Annotated in this window: 11 protein-coding genes; 6 read left to right on the top strand and 5 right to left on the bottom strand. The window is 42.1% G+C overall.

Annotation, left to right across the window (positions count from 1 at the left end; translation table 11 throughout):
• Positions 1-118 precede the first annotated feature (118 nt).
• The 6 genes from ACVFI8_RS13915 (at position 119) to ACVFI8_RS13890 (ending at position 11847) form a co-directional block, all read left to right on the top strand.
• On the top strand, positions 119-4807 hold the full coding sequence (locus ACVFI8_RS13915) for a hypothetical protein (protein WP_457871670.1): 4689 nt from the start codon (positions 119-121) through the stop codon (positions 4805-4807).
• Positions 4804-7125, top strand: a complete 2322-nt coding sequence (locus ACVFI8_RS13910; RefSeq protein WP_457871669.1) for a hypothetical protein — start codon at positions 4804-4806, stop codon at positions 7123-7125. The genes ACVFI8_RS13915 and ACVFI8_RS13910 overlap by 4 nt, the downstream gene beginning before the upstream one ends.
• Positions 7126-7833, top strand: coding sequence for a hypothetical protein (locus ACVFI8_RS13905; protein WP_457871668.1), 708 nt, complete (start codon positions 7126-7128; stop codon positions 7831-7833).
• A complete protein-coding gene (locus ACVFI8_RS13900; RefSeq protein ID WP_457871667.1) occupies positions 7830-8273 on the top strand; it encodes a hypothetical protein in 444 nt (147 codons plus the stop codon). The genes ACVFI8_RS13905 and ACVFI8_RS13900 overlap by 4 nt, the downstream gene beginning before the upstream one ends.
• A gap of 71 nt (positions 8274-8344) precedes the next feature.
• Positions 8345-10516, top strand: a complete 2172-nt coding sequence (locus ACVFI8_RS13895) for an AAA family ATPase (RefSeq protein WP_457871666.1) — start codon at positions 8345-8347, stop codon at positions 10514-10516.
• The gene (locus ACVFI8_RS13890) at positions 10516-11847 is read left to right on the top strand and encodes a hypothetical protein (RefSeq protein ID WP_457871665.1); all 1332 of its coding nucleotides are present in this window, start codon (positions 10516-10518) and stop codon (positions 11845-11847) included. The genes ACVFI8_RS13895 and ACVFI8_RS13890 overlap by 1 nt, the downstream gene beginning before the upstream one ends.
• 384 nt (positions 11848-12231) lie before the next feature.
• On the opposite strand, the gene galK is transcribed toward ACVFI8_RS13890, so the two are convergent.
• From galK to lamB, 5 genes are all read right to left on the bottom strand, one after another.
• Entirely contained in the window at positions 12232-13395 is a 1164-nt protein-coding gene (gene galK / locus ACVFI8_RS13885) for a galactokinase (protein ID WP_457871664.1), read from the bottom strand.
• Between the two features lie 16 nt (positions 13396-13411).
• Positions 13412-14467: a UDP-glucose--hexose-1-phosphate uridylyltransferase gene (locus tag ACVFI8_RS13880; RefSeq protein ID WP_457871663.1), complete on the bottom strand. Its 1056-nt coding sequence runs from the start codon at positions 14465-14467 to the stop codon at positions 13412-13414.
• 52 nt (positions 14468-14519) lie between these two features.
• Complete coding sequence (galE, locus tag ACVFI8_RS13875; RefSeq protein WP_457871662.1) at positions 14520-15539, bottom strand: UDP-glucose 4-epimerase GalE; 1020 nt, start codon at positions 15537-15539, stop codon at positions 14520-14522.
• A gap of 182 nt (positions 15540-15721) precedes the next feature.
• Positions 15722-17455 (bottom strand): methyl-accepting chemotaxis protein, encoded by a 1734-nt coding sequence (locus tag ACVFI8_RS13870; RefSeq protein ID WP_457871661.1) that lies wholly within the window; start codon positions 17453-17455, stop codon positions 15722-15724.
• Between the two features lie 101 nt (positions 17456-17556).
• Positions 17557-18807, bottom strand: a complete 1251-nt coding sequence (lamB, locus tag ACVFI8_RS13865) for a maltoporin LamB (protein ID WP_457871660.1) — start codon at positions 18805-18807, stop codon at positions 17557-17559.
• Positions 18808-18862: the final 55 nt, after the last annotated feature.

Raw genomic sequence — 18862 nt, 5'->3', positions numbered from 1 at the left:
GTGCCATATTTATATTAGCAAGACTGACCGACAATTCATAACTTGTTGGATATTCAATCTATAATATAAAAAATCTATGCACTCAAGGCATAAACAAGGCATACACAAGGCACCCCTTATGTTCAGCTGCAAAAAAAGTGACGATAATCTATACCAAATAGTAGCTAGCGAAGAAGAGCTTACAAAAATAAGCTATGCCAGCGATAGCTTACTAGCCTCTTTGCTCCTGACACTAGAACAAAAAAAGCTCAAAACCTCCTCGGCATTCAGCTTAAACAAAGCGCTTAATACGATTTATGAAAATCTCAGAAACCTAAAGCTAAAAAGGTTGCTATTAAAACCACAGAAACAAGTATCTGTTCAAACAGTAATTCTTGCTTACAGAGAATTGGAATACTTACTAGCGTCTTCGCCTATTAAGAAATGGCGTGAAGCTAGTTCTGCATTCCGCACATTTGCAGCTGAAACTGAGTTTAGAATGTCTGAGGGAACCCCCATAGGGATATGCGGATATACCTCTATGTGGCCTCATAGTGAAAAAAGCACATCTTATGTAGCCAACTCAGCGCAAAATATAAGAGCTGTAAGGGTGAAAGGCAGCAATTATAGAAAAGCGTATGTTGTTTTCGACCCAGATCGCTACTCGCAGTTAATGCTTGAAGGAGGGCTACTAGATGAGAGTTTAAATAAGGCTCAAAAACAAACACAACCCGACTATGATGTCTTGTCCTGGAAATCAACATTAGAAACTATCGCCAGAACTAAGAAACTAGAGAGTCTTAGAAAGCTACTAACAACTGAACCGAGCTCTATTTCGCCAATAGTGTTAAGAAGTGGTCTAAAGGAAATGGAAGATATTCTTAAGAACTCTAATTCAAAATGTCCTCAACAAAAAAGTCGTGTATTTAGAAGCCTTCTGTCCATTGGAGGGGCGATTAGTAATGGGTTTACGGTTAACGAGCATGAATTTATCAGCCGATTCTCAAAGCATGTTGCTAATGAAACGGAAAATAACGGTATAACCAGTGTTGAGAGTGTGCTGGTGGCGTTTTCTCAGAAGAAGTCACGCTGTATGTATATTGATAACCATTCTAGCGCTAACTCTCGCCTATCAGAAACTGTCGCAAACTTATCCAAGAGTTCAATGAAGCGCCCTATAACCTATGGGCGCTTCAACTTATTCCGTAAAGCTGTAAACAAACTGAACTCTACGGGTAAAGCCGCATCCAACTGCGCTTACATATTCGGAGCGAAAGAAAAAGATGATGAACAAGTGATCAACACTAGCGTTGAGTATGCTGTTGATACTCTCGCTGGGAATAAAAAAATGCGTTCGGCCTTTTTCAGGGTACTTGTAAAATACTCAGAGTCAGGTAAACAGATTCAACGAGTCTATGAAAACACAATTAGAAATAAAAGACTCAATGATAGAGAATCCTTGGCTAGAGCCACGTCTTACCCAAATGAAAATCACCGGGAAAAGGCCATCCCTATAGTACACCCAGAGAATGAAGAGTTGAGCCAACTTAATCGCTCAGGGGGAATTCTTAATCTCTGTTTTATTCGCTCCAACTGGGATGTACTCGCTTCTGGAAGCAAAGCTAAAGATAGCTACCAAATTAGAGTCTCCATAAGCAAAGCTCTAAGACATTTATTGCTACAGGAGGATATTCCTAATGTGTACAAAGCGCTCTCCACGCGACCATCGAAACTACATTTCAATCAACTATATCTCGCATATCGCGAAATAGAATATGCGATGATAGGAATACCTTCCGGCCACGTACTGAGCAATTCGCTGCAGATTTTTATAAATCGATATATTGATGTCATTGCTGACGATGTAAAACCGAATTGCTTCACTAATATATCAACCGCCCAAACAATGAAAAAAGTTTCGGGTAAGAGTTGCCCTCCCTCAGAATTAATTACATTTCAAAAAGTCAAAATTAAAAAAAGAGGCGGACAACTCGTTGTATTTGATGGGTTTCATCTACCTGGTTTAATGCTTCGTAATAGCCTGCTATACCATTGCCTAAAATCATCAGAATCAACCCGGATACAGTATTCCGAGGCTATAGGAATTAAGAATACCCTCGAATATATATCTAAAAACAAAGCTAGCTCATTAAAGCACTTACTCAATTCATCCGTATCTGCGCTTACTGCTAATAGCGTGCTTCACGGGTTCATTGAGCTAGAGTCTTTGCTAGAGGAAAAAGGTCCAATAAAGCCTAATCTGCCTAGTATGCAATTTAGAGGATTCTTGGGAAATTGGGGCGGAACACAGTTTACTTCAAAACTACTAAAAGTTTCGGGTTTTAGAACTCGCTTTGATGGAGAAGGAAATACAATATGCCCAAAGCCTATACCATTGTTCTATCAAAATTCAGATAACTCCCAACCATATTTAGAGGTAAATACATACTTATGCCCTCCTTTATTCCGAGAAGGAGGCGTACTCACGGAAGCACTAAAAACTGCCAGCCGTAGATCTCGAAGTGAACCTTTTGAAATATCAGAGCTTCAAATATTGCTAACAACGATTGAACACATAGTTATTAACCTAAACGAAGCTCCCACAATAGGCATGATGTCTTTTTTAGGAGAATCGCTGACCACTTGTCCAAGAAATAAGCTCCTGCTTTGCTTAAGAACAATCGAGAATATACTCGAGTTAAATAGTAGCCTTGATCACGAGAAACACTTCAATACTCTTTGGAAGCTACTTACTATAAACGATGAGCGTACTTCAGACGGGAGGCTGTTATCTGATTCAGGATTTCAAAGTCGTTTCGCACTTTCAAAATTACACTCTAAAGTAATAGTTACCTTTCAAGTAAAGACAAAAATTAATGGCAGATTAAGACAAAGTACTATAGAAAGAAGCATCACCTCATTAAGTGGCTACCTGAGCTCCCATGGGCTGCTAATGACATCTATTACCAAAGCAGCAAATTCGTCAGAAATTGCTCCATTCTTTAGCTCCGAAATAAGCTATTTCGTGGCATCTATCAATCGAATTGTCGGTTGCGTCTTCTCAAAAGTCGTCAATATGGATAAAGGTCAAAGAAACTTGCCATTAATAACTCTGTTTAATAGCCCTTCATCAGAACTGACAATTAGGCAGGTTGTTCTGGGGCTCAAAAGAATGGAAGACATCATTGACGACCAACAAAGTAACTATAAAGGTAAAACAAGTGAGCTAATTCGCCGGTTCCTAAGTGACTTTGGCGGACAGATTTCAACTGGCATTAAAATTAGCGAATGCAGATTCCGAACGCGCTTCTCTGTTCGACAAGAACGAGCCTACAGTGAGCTTATCGAGCCCATTGACTCCGACGGCTCTCCTATACCACACCCTATCATCACTAAGCATGCCACGGTTTCACAACTAAAAGAAAAACTGAATGAATACTATCAAGCACCGACCGATGCCATATGTAGAGCTTGCGAGCTAGAGATAGGGCTTTATCAAGAGCTTGTTAGCTGTTTTGAACCATTTGTTGAACAAATTGAAGGAACGGAACGCTTTCGTTACAGCATATCAACGTCCCTTTGGAACACAGTTAAAGAGAGGGCCACAGATAGCCGCTCCTGTACAAACGAAATGAAAACGTTAATCAATACGTATGGCTCAGACCAGTTACTTGCGGCTTATTTACAATTAAGAGTGTTAACTCCTTCTAAACAACATGTTTATTGTGCGGGGAAGTCGCAACTCATTCCTGAAGAATTTAAACACTGGTTTGGTGCTACTGGCTCTGGGATGTCTTCGTTTCTATGGAGTCCATTCATACTGCCAAGGCAAGTTTTGCTTTGCTGCTTCTTGCGCATAAGTATTCATACATCATGGAACAAAGATGCTATAGCAACATTACAAGTTGAAGATCTTCCGAAGTCACTTCCGTCGGCTAGTTTCTTCATCCAAGGTTACAAAAGTAAAGTTGGGAAAAGTACAAAACCTGTTGAAGTCACTGTAATCGACCATGAGGTCCGACAAGTTATTGAGTTGCTAATTCACCATACAAGCAATATGAACAAGCTAGGGTTTACCACTGAGTGCATTTGGGAAACCCCTTTTTCAAAAGGTCTGACGTTTCTTTCCCAAAGAGATCGCAAAGACTTCATCAAAAAGCACCACTTACCTCAATTTACAATTGAACAGCTATCAAAGCACATGATCAAACTCCGGTTAGGTATAGATGGAGATATCAGAAAGAGCCAAGAAGAGCGAAATCACTCTCAGTTGCTTACCACAGCAGGGTATGCCGATCACCCACTAGCAAGAGCATTCTTTGATGCTAACAATGCCGAATTTCAGCGTCGCCTTGAAGCGTCAGTACAGTTTAGGTTCGCAGGTGAAGCTTCCCTAGTTCCTTATGGCCTACGCGAGGTGAACATTGACGTTCTTTTGTTTTCAGAACCTGACTCTAAAGAGCCTACTCCACAATGGTTTTTGCTACCTGATGGTTCCAGCTGTAACGATATTTGGTCTTCTGTTGATAAAGCGAGCGCTGCTCAGAAGCTATGCAGTGGAAGAAGGTGCCACACCGGTAATGGATGCCCTCATAACAAAGTATTTATTGGTCCAAAAGAGTTAGCAAATACACTTAGAAAACAGCGGTGGTATGTGGAAAGGGGAGATACTCTAATTGCTCGGTACACCAAAGATTATTTCGAAGAATACATCGCCCCAGAAATGAGATTCGTATTTGGATTGTTAAGCTATGTGAAGGCGTCAGCACCGGAGCTTTATTTTGAAGCCGAACAGGCACTACACTCAGAATCAGAGGGGCTGCTATGAATCAAGCATACTTGACCTCTGCGGGAATTCGCGATTTTGCCGATGCTCAATCAGACCGTATTCAGGACTCAGCAAGTCAATTGTACGTACATGATGAAAAGCTAGAAATCGTTGGGACTCAACTAATCATCAGTAACGCTCTGGAAAACGCCCCTAACCGCGATAATTTTCAGATAGACTTATCCACTTATTGGCTTCCTGGCACGGGAGATTTTACTCATCCGGTTCCCCTACTGCTTTACCCGCATTACGCTCAAACAATAATAAGTAAGGTCGACTCATTCGCACAACGTGCCAAACAAACACCATCATTCACAAGGACAGTAGCAAGCACGTTCAAGAATAGTCTTCGATTTATTGAATGGGCATTATTGAATGACCATTATTCGCTCGAGAGTGTATCTGAGAAGGATGTGGCGAAATTGTGCCACTCGCTAAAGAAAGGCGGAATACCCAGCATGCTTTCTTTGCCTGAAAGGCTTGAAGCGTATTTAATGTCAATAAGGCACAGTAAGCTACGGCTTGAGGGGATCACCTATGATGGAGCGTCTCTAAACACCAGTTTGATATCAAAACAAATAGGCACTACAAGTTTGCAAGGTGTAGTACCAAAAGCGTTTTATACTCAGGTGGCCTATTTACTAAAGAAAAAGGGAGGGGCTGTAACACAACGCTTTGCCGAAAGTGGCAAAGACATTCCAGCGCAACCATCCTCTAAATCTCTAAATACACTCTTCTGTGAGTGGAACGAGCTGGCATCACTCAACGATAAAAACAAGTTGACGTTCTATCCCTTCAAAGGCCCCTATCAACTATCACGTAAACTAGGGAAAGCTCCGGGTAGGACTTCTAACCTTCATGTAAGACACATCACTAAGATTCTTGGCAATGCACACTTATGGTTATACGAAGCGGCTCCTTTAATTATAGAGGTAGTAGTAGCGCTGCGAGCTGCTGTTGACATAAACCTACATAGATCGACGATTCAAAGTAATCGCTTTAATTCAGTCTTAAAATCGTCCAAAGAGTTAAAAGAATTAGAGCAGCTATTAGGCATTAATATATCTCGCACCAATGTTAACCTTCGAGGAAAAAAGAGCAATGATAAATGGACTGTCGTTGAGTGCGTCACAGCTTTAATGACAGCCTGCTACATCATGCTTCAGACATACAATGCTCGCAGAAAGTCAGAGATTCAAGATCCGGATATAGGCATAGCAAAAGAGGAGCACTTTCGCTGCGTAGACGAGGATAACAATTGGTATCAGGCGTGTTTTTATAACGAAAAACACGCGAGCCGCTACTGGTATACTCTCAATAATGGAAGTACTGAAGCTTTAAAAGTATTGTTCAAACTCAAGAACGCTTGGGATACCAAAGAACATCCCGGACTATTCCACGTGCCTCGCTTCTCACTAGATAATAACTTCAACATAAACGCATACAAGTATGAATATGCGAAAGGAAAAGTTAGTCGGATTACAGGCGACCAGTTTTTAGCCTTTTCTCTGGGTTCTGAGGCCACTCACGCGAAAGGAAGCCATATATTCAGGCGTATTTATGCTGTGATCTACCACTATCAATACGAAAATGCCGAGCTCTTGGCCTTATGTCATCAATTGGGTCACGTCGATCCAACCGTCACAGAGGTGTACGTAACAGATCCAGCAGCACGGGAGCAGCATGAGCAACTCCATCATAAGCTCAAGAGAGTTAACAGCGATAAAGTGGAATCAATAAAGGTTCTTAGCGAAGAGAACAAGTCGTTAGAAGACACCATTAGAGAGGTAGGCTCAGAAAAAACAGCTGAAGATATTTTAAGTCTAATGTTGGGCTCTAGCTCTATGGCAGGCAGGTATCCAGCCTATTTAAAGCGCGTTTACAAAGTTCTATCTAAAAGTGTGAAGCTAAGAAAGTCAAGTGAAAATACCTATGGAGATAGCTTTTTTAACCTCTCTAAAAAACAACAAAGCGAAATCATGGCAAATATTCTTAGTGCGCGAGGGCATCGTCATAACCCCAAAACCACGAGTAACTGCCATCGAGATCCAACACTACCAAAAGCTCACCGACTACCTTGTGAGCCCCAAGTATGTAAAGGGTGCCCTTACCAACAAGTGAAGAGAGTACACCTAGATATAATGCAAAATGACCTGAATGAACTTCGAGATATGGCAAAAAACACTAAAGAGTTCGGTCTCTTGGAGCGAGTTCGAGCAGAAGAATCAGCAACCAGTTTAGCGAGAGTTATAAGTCAACATGAAAGAACAATGAAAAGAAACGCGCAACTTTTCGATGACCTGAAGGAAAATACATAAATGGATAAACAGAGAAGAGAAGGCATCGAGAGAGTAGAGCAAAAACTTAAAATACTCGAGACATGGGTTAACACTGAAATTCCCTATTTACGGACGCGTGACGGACTGCGTATCGAATCAAATACCATAGGGGAATTTAAGCTTGAGTATTACCCCAAAAGCGTATCAGCGCTAAGAAGGTGGAATGGCCACAAAAATAGTTCCGAAGTGGTAGAAAAATTTGGAATTCCACAAAAAATCACTAGTACAGAAACTTACAAGGCATCCCCATCATATCTTCGCGAGCGTATCGAGGGTAATCGCACACTAGAAAGCATTTTTGAACGAATAAAGAACAAAGCTCTGCTTCAGACCCAGAATAGAAAATCTACTGAGCTTACTAATTTAAAGCATGCGTTAAACCAAGCAAAGAACAATCATAAAGCCATTGCGCATGAACTCGTCTCTATCAGGCTCGAGAACCAGCAGCTCATAGAGCGCTGTCGAACATTTGGGTTAACAATTAAAGGCTTAAAGAACCAGCACGCTGTTGAAATAGAGTGGAGAAACACGGTCGCACTTAACTATCAAGCGAAGCTACTTGCCCTAGAGTCGACTAACAATCAGTTAAGGCAAACTTTATTAGACTTGTGTGAGAGGGAAGGCATCAGCATTGAGCTAGAGCAACTGAAAAGTAACATAATTGATTTCACAGGCGGAAACCAATGAAAAGACAAAAACGTTTGAAGAGAACAAGCTCAAAAGACACTGGGAAACAAAAGGTCCGAGAGCTGAGACAATGGTTAGCGAGTAACCCTATGATTCCTACTTACCAAGGTCAGCCAAACCAAACAGCCATAGGGAGACAGCTAGGCATAACCCGTTCTACATGGAGCTCTAACCCTGAGCTCCAGATAATCTGGAGTGAAATAAAAAAATCATTCAGTAAAGAGTCCGCCCCAGCTGATCATTGTGCAGAACGCTCAAGCAAAGAGAAAGATCGACAACAAATGCAGGAGTTGATTGTGGAAAACCAGCAGGTCAAACAAGAGCTTTTGCTAACCAAGGCTAAGCTAGAGATGCTGGAACAAGATGCAGCTGCCCTTGAATGGTTGACGCTTACCGGACGCTACATCCCTCGTCTTCCTCCAAACTATTCAGATGAGTGAGAGCCAAAGCAGCGATGAGTCTAAGAGTTCTTAAGAGTAGCGGCATAACTTCTAGGCTTACAGGAATTGTGATGGCAATTCTTGAGCTTCCTCCTGCTGGAAGCCATTCAGACTACCTTATCGTTAGGTTGAAAGTGGGTACTGAAAAACATAGAGTCCAATTCCCTAGTGAAACTCGCAATGCACAACCTAGCCTCTACGACATCTGGCGAGTTGATGGTTATTTTGAAGAACATCCAGAACACGGCATACAGTTTGTTGCTAACGAAGTACGACGCTTGCCCGTAGCATCAGAAGCAACTCAAAATATGGTTTGCGAACACATCACTCATAGTCCCTATTTTGCCGGGTTGGACAGTTTTTGGGGGGAAAAGCTAAATACATACTTTTCTAACTCTCTCGTAGAAGCATTAGGTTCCTCCAATCACATCGACCTCAGCAATAAAGCAGGGCTGGCAATGCCGATCTCTTTGGCAAAGTCACTATTAATAGGGTGGAATAAACTGCTGCGAGAAGAAGAGCTGCGGGCATACTTAATAAAAAAACAACTTACAGCTGTTTCAGCAACTTGCCTAACCACCTTCTGGGGTAACCGAGTAATTGAACACTTAGAGAAGAATCCATATTGGCTTCTTTGTTTTATACATACATCAGAGCCAGCTACAGAGCAATGGAAACAGTTAGACGAACTGATTCGCAAAGCTTACTCAATAGGGCAAAGTGATAACCGCAGGGTATGCTCAGCAATAGAGTACATTCTTCATATGACTTATGAGCATTCAGGTCACACAGCTCTGCCCATGGCTTATGTCGAGAAAGGCCTTAGAAAAATAGGAATCAATGCTGATACCCTTAGCGCGCTAGAGGATGAATCCAACCTATCTTTGGAGATTTCTAGCTATTCGGGCTTTATACAATCCAAAGGGCTAAATGCGATTGAGACGAGCTTATCCTCTAAGTTAATGCAACAAGCCACGAGCAAAGCCGAGATAACAATTAAATTCGACGAAAATTTATTAAGTTCATTTGAATCACTAGAGAGAATCACACTAACAGCAGGACAAAGGCAAGCAATTAAGTATTCGATTGAGTCAGAACTACCGGTTATCGACGGCCCCTCAAAAAGTGGAAAGACGACCATATTAAGAGCCATTGCGCATCAGCTAACAGCTCAAGGATTCAGAGCGCTTTTGTTAACTCCATTAGAAGGAAACAAAAACAGCCTAGGTATCCTAGGTGAACACTGTAGCCCAAAGAATAAAAGGACCTCCTCTTTCCTACCCTACAACGACAAAAAGCAAGAGCAAACGGTTCTACTAATTGACGATGCTTCAATACTGGATATTTGGATGTTATTTCGACTACAAAAAGAACTCCCAGAGAATGTAAAGCTGTGCTTTTTGGGAGATTCAAGAAAACTGCCTCCACCTGGTCCGGGGCTGATTTTTCATCAATTATATTGTAACAACCATGGCAATAAGCCTTTCAAGCTGGGGTCCCGTCGACCAACACCCCTTTCATTATTTAGTGATGCTCTCTTACAACCAAATGCTCAGGCAGCATTGAGTAGTCTTGTGAAAAAGTATCAATCAGAACCTATTTCCCCCGTTAGCCTCATTTCAATAGAGCCTATGGCCCTCTCGGAGCAGAGTGAGCAATCCGCGCTCTCAGCCTGGTATGAATTCTATCGCAAGGGGGAAAGTGCCACCATTATAGTGGAATCAAAAAGCGCTCAGGATAGAATTAACCGAGAAATACAGGGTGTTATTTCGAATAAGAAGCGCCTGAAATGTTCACGAATACAAGAGCATTCACTCTTGGTTGGTGACCCAGTAGTATTTACCCAAACCAACTCTCGGTTGGGGATAACATTTGCAACAAGGGGCGTTATCGCCCAAGAGTACTGTAGTGACGTCAATAGTCAGAAGCATTTAGGAAGTTTGGAGGTAAAGTTTGAGAAAAGCGTAACAAAGAAACTGACTAAAGAAGAATGCCTTTACTTGAGGCTTGCTTATAGCCTGAGTCCTAGACTTGCTCAAACCTCAAAATACAATAATCTCATTATCATCCTAAATAGCAGGAACCTTTTGTCTAAACGGGCTCTGTATACACTATCAACTTTGACCGACCAGCACCTAGTGCTAGTAGGGCATAAAACTGATCTTTCAGAGATTGTCGAGAGAGGCTTTGGTGACGTTGGACGCTTCAATGGTGTGCCCTTTGGAACGAAGGGCTATGAGTAATGGAAGTACTTGAAACCTCTATACAGATATCAAGCAAAACTTACTACTTGTTCCAAAGCAAAGATGGGCAGGTTCTATGGCCGCCGACTGATTTTATCAATGAACTAATCAACAACGAAAAATCCCAGAGTACAGTTTCCACCTACCGCCAAGCTATGCGTAGCCTTTTTGAGCACCTTGTTAGCGAAGGGAGAAAATGGCATGAAATGACGGACAGGGGGCTGCTCGTATATCGCGACTGGCAATTGATAAAATCTAAATCCAACCCAAGATGGAGAGGATTCGAGAGCGTAACCAAAAACAATATAAATCACGACTATTTGTGTCCTATTTACGAGTTTTACCTTTGGGCGCAGCTCAAAGGACTTCAACCCAATTTACTCGGTATCTCTTTACACGATAACGCAGAATACCAAATTACCTCAGCACTCCCAAAAAGAAATGAAGCAATATCTAAAAAGGAAGCACCTAATCAAAAACAGCTATACCCCATGCTCTATGTCAGTCCCCCCAATAACAACAATATCGATCGGGCCATCACTGACGACGAACTAGAGCAGCTACTAGATTTCATTCGTAACAATTACACGGGATATGAACGGGCAAGCCTTCTTTTGATGACTCGGATTGTTGATGGCAGCGGCGCCAGACCAATCATGTTAAGTGGATTAGTTCAAGGCCAATTTACTTATAAGATCTTAACCAAAGAGCTATACGATACAGATTCGACCCACCTAGATGTTACTCCCTTAAGGCAGAAGGGAGATAATTCTATGCCTCTCAAATTCCCGCAAACACTCGCAATGAACATAGCCGCATTCATTAGTTATGAACTATCACCTTTTGTGGAACAAACTGGAATTTCAAACCCTAAAGGGCACTTGTTCTTAAACCCGAAGAATGGCCGACCACTAAGCCCCGAACAAATTACTAAAACCTTTAGCTCTGTGACAAATAAACTCGGCTGGCCAAAGGGAAGAAGTATTTATGGGCTGCGCCACCGTTACGCCAATAAACGAGTAGCGCTGCAAACAGATATAAACAGAGAGCTAGGATTTTCCCAGGAAGAAAACGCAGTAGCCCTTCAGGTGTCATTGGACATGACACACAGAAACAAAGCCTCTCTTAAAAGTTACGTTAGAAACAGAACCAGAGAAAGTCACAAAACTCACCTTAGTCGTCAAAATGACAGAATAGAAGAACTTGAGTCAATCGTGGAGCGATTAGAACTGGAAAAACACCTCTTGTTAGAGCGGCTGGAGGAAGAGCAAAAAGCCTCGCTTCAGTTGCAAAGCCAGAAAAATCAAAGGCGAGATTCAAATAGTAAATAATACTACAAACATGTCCCAACATTATGTGCACTAACTTGTACTAGTATGATTACCAAGGGATTATAAGCTATGGAATATGGAGAACCTTACTTATGCTGATGACTCTATTGCACTGCCACTACCTGCCCACTTAGAATTCGAACGGGCTTAGGGGCGCTTTTTCTGGAGCAATAGACCCTAAATTATAAGTTTATGGCAAATATAAACATGGTTTCTATAGGGAAAGGGTCTGGCTCCTACTCCTTTATGCCTTTCCAAGTTTATTTACTTGTGTAGGATGCCTTCCCTATCCCCCCTCATGGTAACTAAAGGTCATAGCGAGCAGTTTAGTCATTTAATATAGAACGACCTATAGGTCGCCCTATATTGCTAGCTCTTCATCACTTAAAGCTTTCCTGCACCAGGCATTGCTTTACACACATAAATACTCTCTTTTAGGCCAGTCATTGTTTGGTATTGTTGTTCCACAGCCTGGCACACCTTGTCAACCAATTGTGGCGGCATCAATGCCACAATGCAGCCACCAAAGCCACCCCCCGTCATGCGGACGCCACCTTGGTTGCCAAGCACTTGTTTTACAATGTCTACAATGCTATTAACTTCCGGTACGGTGATTTCAAAATCATCGCGCATCGAAGCGTGAGACTGTTCCATCAATACACTGAGGCTGGCCATATCGTTGGCTTTTAGTGCTTCTGCGGCGGCTAAAGTGCGCGTATTTTCAGTAATAACGTGGCGAGCACGCTTGGCGACCAGCGGGTCGAGTGTGTGTTGCTTTTCCGCGAACATGGCTTCACTCACATCACGCAATGAGCTCACGCCTAAACCTTTAGCGGCGGCCTCACATTGCTCACGACGGATATTGTATTCACTATCCACCAAGCCGCGTTTTTTGTTGGAGTTAATAATTACCACCGCCATATCTTCTGGCATGGCTACTGCTTGGGTTGCTAGCGAGCGACAATCAATCAGTAATGCGTGATTAGCTTTGCCTTCCGCGGAGATAAGTTGGTCCATTATGCCGCAGTTACAACCCACAAAGTTGTTCTCTGCTGCTTGGCCAACTAAAGCAAGAAATTGTTGACTGATATCCAAATAAAACAGAGTTTTAAAGGTTTGACCTATCACCACCTCAAGGGCCGCTGATGAGCTTAAGCCTGCGCCTTGTGGCACATTACCGCTCACGACAATATCCACTCCCCCCAAAGAAATACCCTTTTTTAGTAAGCAATCAATCACTCCGCGAATGTAGTTCACCCACATGCAGGTTTCATCAAACTGCAGTGGCTGACTGATATCAAACTGATTCACTTGATTATCGTAATCCACCGACATGACTCGAACGATACTGTCTTTTCTTCGAGATGCTGCCACTACCGCTTGATAATCAATGGCGCACGGCAGCACAAAACCGTCATTGTAATCGGTATGTTCACCAATCAAGTTCACTCGCCCAGGGGCTTGAATTAGCTTTGCTGGGGCCGAGCCAGTCATATTGACAAAGGCATTGCTGACCGTATCGATGAGGTGTTGTTGACGCTGGGTCATTCGTAGCTCCTTAATTCTATTGTTCTTTGTAATGCACGTCGCTTAAGGCGCGCAGTTTTTCTGCGGCTTGTTCAGCTGTTAAATCACGCTGGCTTTCAGCTAACATCTCGTAGCCCACCATGAATTTACGCACATTAGCTGAGCGTAATAGCGGTGGGTAGAACAAGGCATGCAGTTGCCAGTGTTCGGTTGAGGTATCGCCCTCTTTGAAAAACGGCGCATAGTGCCAACCCATAGAGTAGGGAAATGAGCACTTAAACAGGTTGTCGTAACGGCTAGTGAGTTTTTTAATAGCTAGCGATAAGTCGTCACGCAGTTCATCACTTAGCTCGCTCATACGACGAATGTGGATTTTCGGCAGTAACATGGTTTCAAAGGGCCAAGCCGCCCAATACGGTACAACTGCTAACCAATGTTCGGTTTCCACTACGGTGCGACTGCCGTCGGTTTGTTCTTTGGCAGTGTAATCCATCAGTAAGTTAGAGCCGTATTGTTGAAAATAGTCACGCAGGTGTTTGTCTTTGCGCTCTATCTCATTAGGCAAGAAACTATTGGCCCAGATCTGACCGTGAGGGTGAGGCTGCGAACACCCCATGGTTTCACCCTTGTTCTCAAATGCCTGTACCCATAGGTAGTCTTTCCCTAGTTCTTCAATTTGTTCATTCCAGGTATCTATAACGCTACGAATCGCCTTTAGTGATAATTCTGGCAAGGTTTTGCTGTGGTCTGGCGAGAAACAAATCACGCGGCTTAAACCCCGTGCTTCCATGCTGGTGAATAAAGGTTCGCTAGATTCAGGTACATTGGGGGAATCCGTCATCAGTGCGGCAAAGTCATTACCAAACACATAGGTACCGGTGTAATCAGGGTTTTTATCACCCGATATGCGAGTGTTGCCGGCACACAAAAAGCAGTCTTTATCATAGCTGGGCAGGGTGGCGGTTGACGGCGCTTCATCTTGGCCACTCCAAGGGCGCTTGGCGCGATGAGGCGACACCAATGTCCACTGTCCGGTTAAGGGGTTATAACGGCGATGCGGATGCTCGGTGGGGTCAAAGTTTGTGTCTAACATAGGGATAACTCCATTCAAAGCGCCCATTATAAGGCGCTGATTTATATTGATTTTAGTTGTCATAACCCTTAGGGTTCTTAGATTGCCAATGCCAAGTATCTGTAGTCATATCAGCAACACTGCGCATCGCTTTCCAATCAAGCTGTTGCTCCGCTTTATCAGTCGAAGCCCAACTTTCAGCTATATCACCACTGCGACGCGGGCAAATTTTATAAGCGATATCTTTGCCACAGGCTTCACCAAAGGCTTTCAACATTTCCAGCACCGAGCAGCCTTTACCCGTGCCTAAGTTAAAGACATGCAAGCCCGCTTTTTCGCCAACTTTACTTAATGCAGCGAGGTGACCATCGGCCAAATCCATTACATGAATATAATCTCGCACTCCAGTGCCATCTAGCGTTGGGTAATCATCACCGTATACAGATAAGCTTTCGCGTCGCCCTACTGCTACCTGAGCAATGAAAGGCATTAGGTTGTTGGGGATCCCTTGAGGGTCTTCACCCATTGTGCCGCTAGGATGAGCACCCACAGGATTGAAGTAACGCAGCAAAGTTACGCTTAAATCTGGTGAGGCTAATTGAATGTCTCGATAGCACTCTTCCACCATATATTTGCTGCGCCCGTATGGATTGGTTACTTCGCCGGTAGGAGTATTTTCGTTAATCGGAATCTCACTCGGCTCACCGTATACAGTAGCTGATGAGCTAAAAACAATGCTCTTTACACCAGCACTGCGCATCACATCGATGAGTACTAAAGAGCCATTAACGTTGTTGTCATAATACTCATAAGGCTTTTGGACTGACTCCCCTACCGCCTTTAGACCGGCAAAGTGAATCACTGAGTCAATCTCGTGTTCACTAAATATTTTGTCTAAAATACTACGATCCCGAACATCGCCCTGATAGAAAATAGGCTGTTGTTGAGTTAAGCGTTCAATGCGCGCCAGCACCTCCCGCTTGCTATTGCACAAATTATCTAAAATGATCGGGGTTAAACCGGCGTTGATCATTTGCACACATGTGTGGCTGCCAATGTACCCCATACCACCAGTGACTAAGATCTTATTCATTTGCTCTCCTTTTATAACCGAGCGTTACTTTCCACTCATTAACACACCAACCTAAAGGTAAACGTTTACCTAAACAGTGAGAAAAGTGGAGCTATCGATTTAGAAATATTAAGTAATTTAAAAAACTAACTGCTATGTATTACGCATAAATTTGCGGGTAAACATTAACTAAAAATAAATATTCAAACTTTAAATAGCACGACACTACTTGTTAGTTCATCGGATACCCGCCGAAATTCTCTATTTATTGCAGATATTTCATCTGCACTATGAGTAATATCTTGTGTTAATGAGTTTGTTTGCTCTACTTCAGCACTAAGCGCTTTCATAACAAGACATTGGTGGCTAGAAGCTTGCGTAATACACTCATTAATATCGTTGATCTGCTTGGCTGAATCTTGGATTAACTTAATCTGTTTAATTACATCCAGAGTCGTAAACTTACTTACATCACAACTTTCCAATGCCCCTTTCATCTGATCTTTTATTTGCTTAGATGAGTCTGAAAATTGAATTAATAGTTGATCGATTTGTGACGTACAACTACGAGTTTTAGAAGCTAGGAGCCTTACCTCGTCGGCAACAACAGCAAAGCCTTTTCCTGCATCACCGGCTCGGGCTGCTTCTATTGAGGCATTCAGAGCCAACAAGTTAGTTTGGTCTGCTATTTGTTGGATAGTATCAAGAATACTACTAATGCTTTTCGAAACACTGTCCATCACCTCCATAGATACTGAAATATTCTTGGTGTTTTCAACCAAAGTATTTACGTTTCTTTCAGCGCTACGACCTTTATCTACGGCACTGCTAACATTACCTATAACTTGCCTAGTTTGCTGCATAGCTTCTTCAGAACGATGTTGAATCTCAACAGATGACTCCCTAATCGTTTCAATAGCTGCTGTTAAAACTCGGCTTTGTTCCCCGTAACTAGCGATGGTTGTTATATTGCTATCATTCTGATTATCTAGATTATCCCTAGCTTGGTTAAGGGCTGAATTGGAACTAGATATGCCTTTAAATAGTGATTGAAGATTGTTTATAAAGCTGTTTACCGAGCGAGATATTTGCCCAATTTCGTCTCGACGTCTTAACTCAATTCTTTGAGTTAAATCAGCATCATGCCCCGCGAGGTTTTCCATCAAATCCTTTAGCTTAATCAAAGGGTCAATTTGAGTCTTTAAACAGATCAGGGTAAAAATCAACATAACTAACGCACATATGGCTAGATACTTTGTAATATCTTGGTTTATCCCTCTAGTGAGTTGGTCTATATAGCTCTTGTCAATGTAAGACTTTAGAAACCAACTCGAATTATAAATATTGATTTCAACAGCTTGCTGCTTCTCCAAGCCAGAAGCGAGAGTTGAGTAGATAGGATTTTTTTGGTTATCGTATACTTCAAAATAGACCCCTGGAATACTATAACGCTCAATTAAGCTTCCCATAAAACTCAAATCTTTTGTAAAAAAGTCTACGACCCCATTTTTCTTTTTAGAAATGATTACTTGAGGGTATCCTTCAGCAGAAACGATTTGGGTGACTTTAATCCCTTCTTCATGATTTTTAGCCAAATTGACAAAGTATAGGGATAGATCAGGGCTAACACTTCCCTTGTCACTTAGGGCCATTTTATTTACCAATTTAACAACTTGTTCGTAGCCCAACTTTTCTTTAGTGTCACGTATACCAACGATACCAAAGTCAAGACTTTCAATAACAGATATGTCACGCTCAATTGATTGCTTAATCTCACTGCTAATGAAACTGACATTTTTAACCATCTGTTTTTCGTAAGACACATTGATGTAATCGCCGATAACATATTTGGCACTAAGGTAAGCGGTTATAATGGTGACTAGTAATGAAACCACGAATAAAATCATTATTTTATTCTTCAAAGATACATACTTCATACTAAAACCCGATTAGAGAAACAACTAACATCGCGTAATGACCTAACTTAATAACTAAGCGAAGCTTTGGGGCTATAGCCCCAAAGCTTTACTCGAGTGACTTACCACCAAGCTTCAATCTGTACGCCGTAGTTAATAGTGTCGCTGCTTGTACCATTATTAAAAGTGTCACTATTTTCGTTATCTTTTAAATAGCTGACGAAAAAGCGAATTTCAGGGCGGTCGAGGAACCCTTCTCCAGCAGAAATTGCATGTGCTAGTGTGAATTTGGTGCCGCTATATTTTTCTATCGAACCTGAATCCCAGGTTTTTTCCTGATTCATGTAGCCCACTTCAATCATGGTCTTGTTATATGGAGACCAGTTATAAGTAGGGCGAGCAACGAATGAAAATAACTCTTCGTTATCTAGCCAATCACCATGATCTTTTGCAGACCCATAAGTTAGTACGTGATGAAAAATTACGCTTTCACCGATATTTAGATCACCAGTACTTATAAATCGATAAGCCTTAGCTTCACTTACATCTCCACTCCAGATGTCGTACCAACCACCACCTTGGGAAATTGCATTCTGAGCTAAACCTTTATCCATGTATTGCAATGCAAACTTGTTCCAGCCTATCGAAAAGCTTTGACTAAATTCAGCGGTTAGCATCAAGCCATTATCGAAATCAGTGGCCACTGCCTCTTGTTCTGGAGTAGGGTTGACTATCGCATAATCGATACCAAATTCAGTCCAAGAACCAGCCCAAGGGCTGAACCCTGCGTAACGCAAATCCAAATAATATGTATTCAAATCACCAGCGCTAACATCATCAACCCATAATTCATTATCAGAACGAATAATCGCTGCTGAAATAGCACCATGATCAAGAGAGATATTTTCTAAACCTGCCCCATAGCCTGAAATATTCCAATATTTGGTATCGATAATGTGTAGGTCATGACGCTGATAAAAACGTTTACCTGCCCATATAACTGCATCAGGTATAGACGGAATGTAGCCCTTAGCTTGAATATTTAACTGCTTGATGCCAAAGTTTGCACTACCTGTTGAGGTAGATTCGGACTCTAAATTACCATCCGATGACATTTCAAACATACTGTCAAAATACATAGAGCGGCCATCAGCATTAAATAACTCCTGTCCTAAACCAATTTCCGAATATGTATCAAACTCATTACCTAATCGACCTAAAGTTGTCTTGTTAAATTCGTCACCACTCTTAACTCCTCCGCCATCGGCACTAGCCCCAATCCCAGACCGAACGTAGCCATAAAAATCTACAGCTGCGACTTGAGAGGAAAGCACAGCTCCTACAATAGCTGTTGTCAGTGTTAATTTTTTCATTCCATTTCCCTATAATTGTTGGTTACAAGTACGTACATGTGTCAGGTAATAGTTG

The organism is Agarivorans sp. MS3-6 (assembly GCF_054112545.1).
The sequence above is the reverse complement of the archived record's forward strand: the minus strand, read 5'-3'. Positions and strand labels throughout refer to the sequence as shown.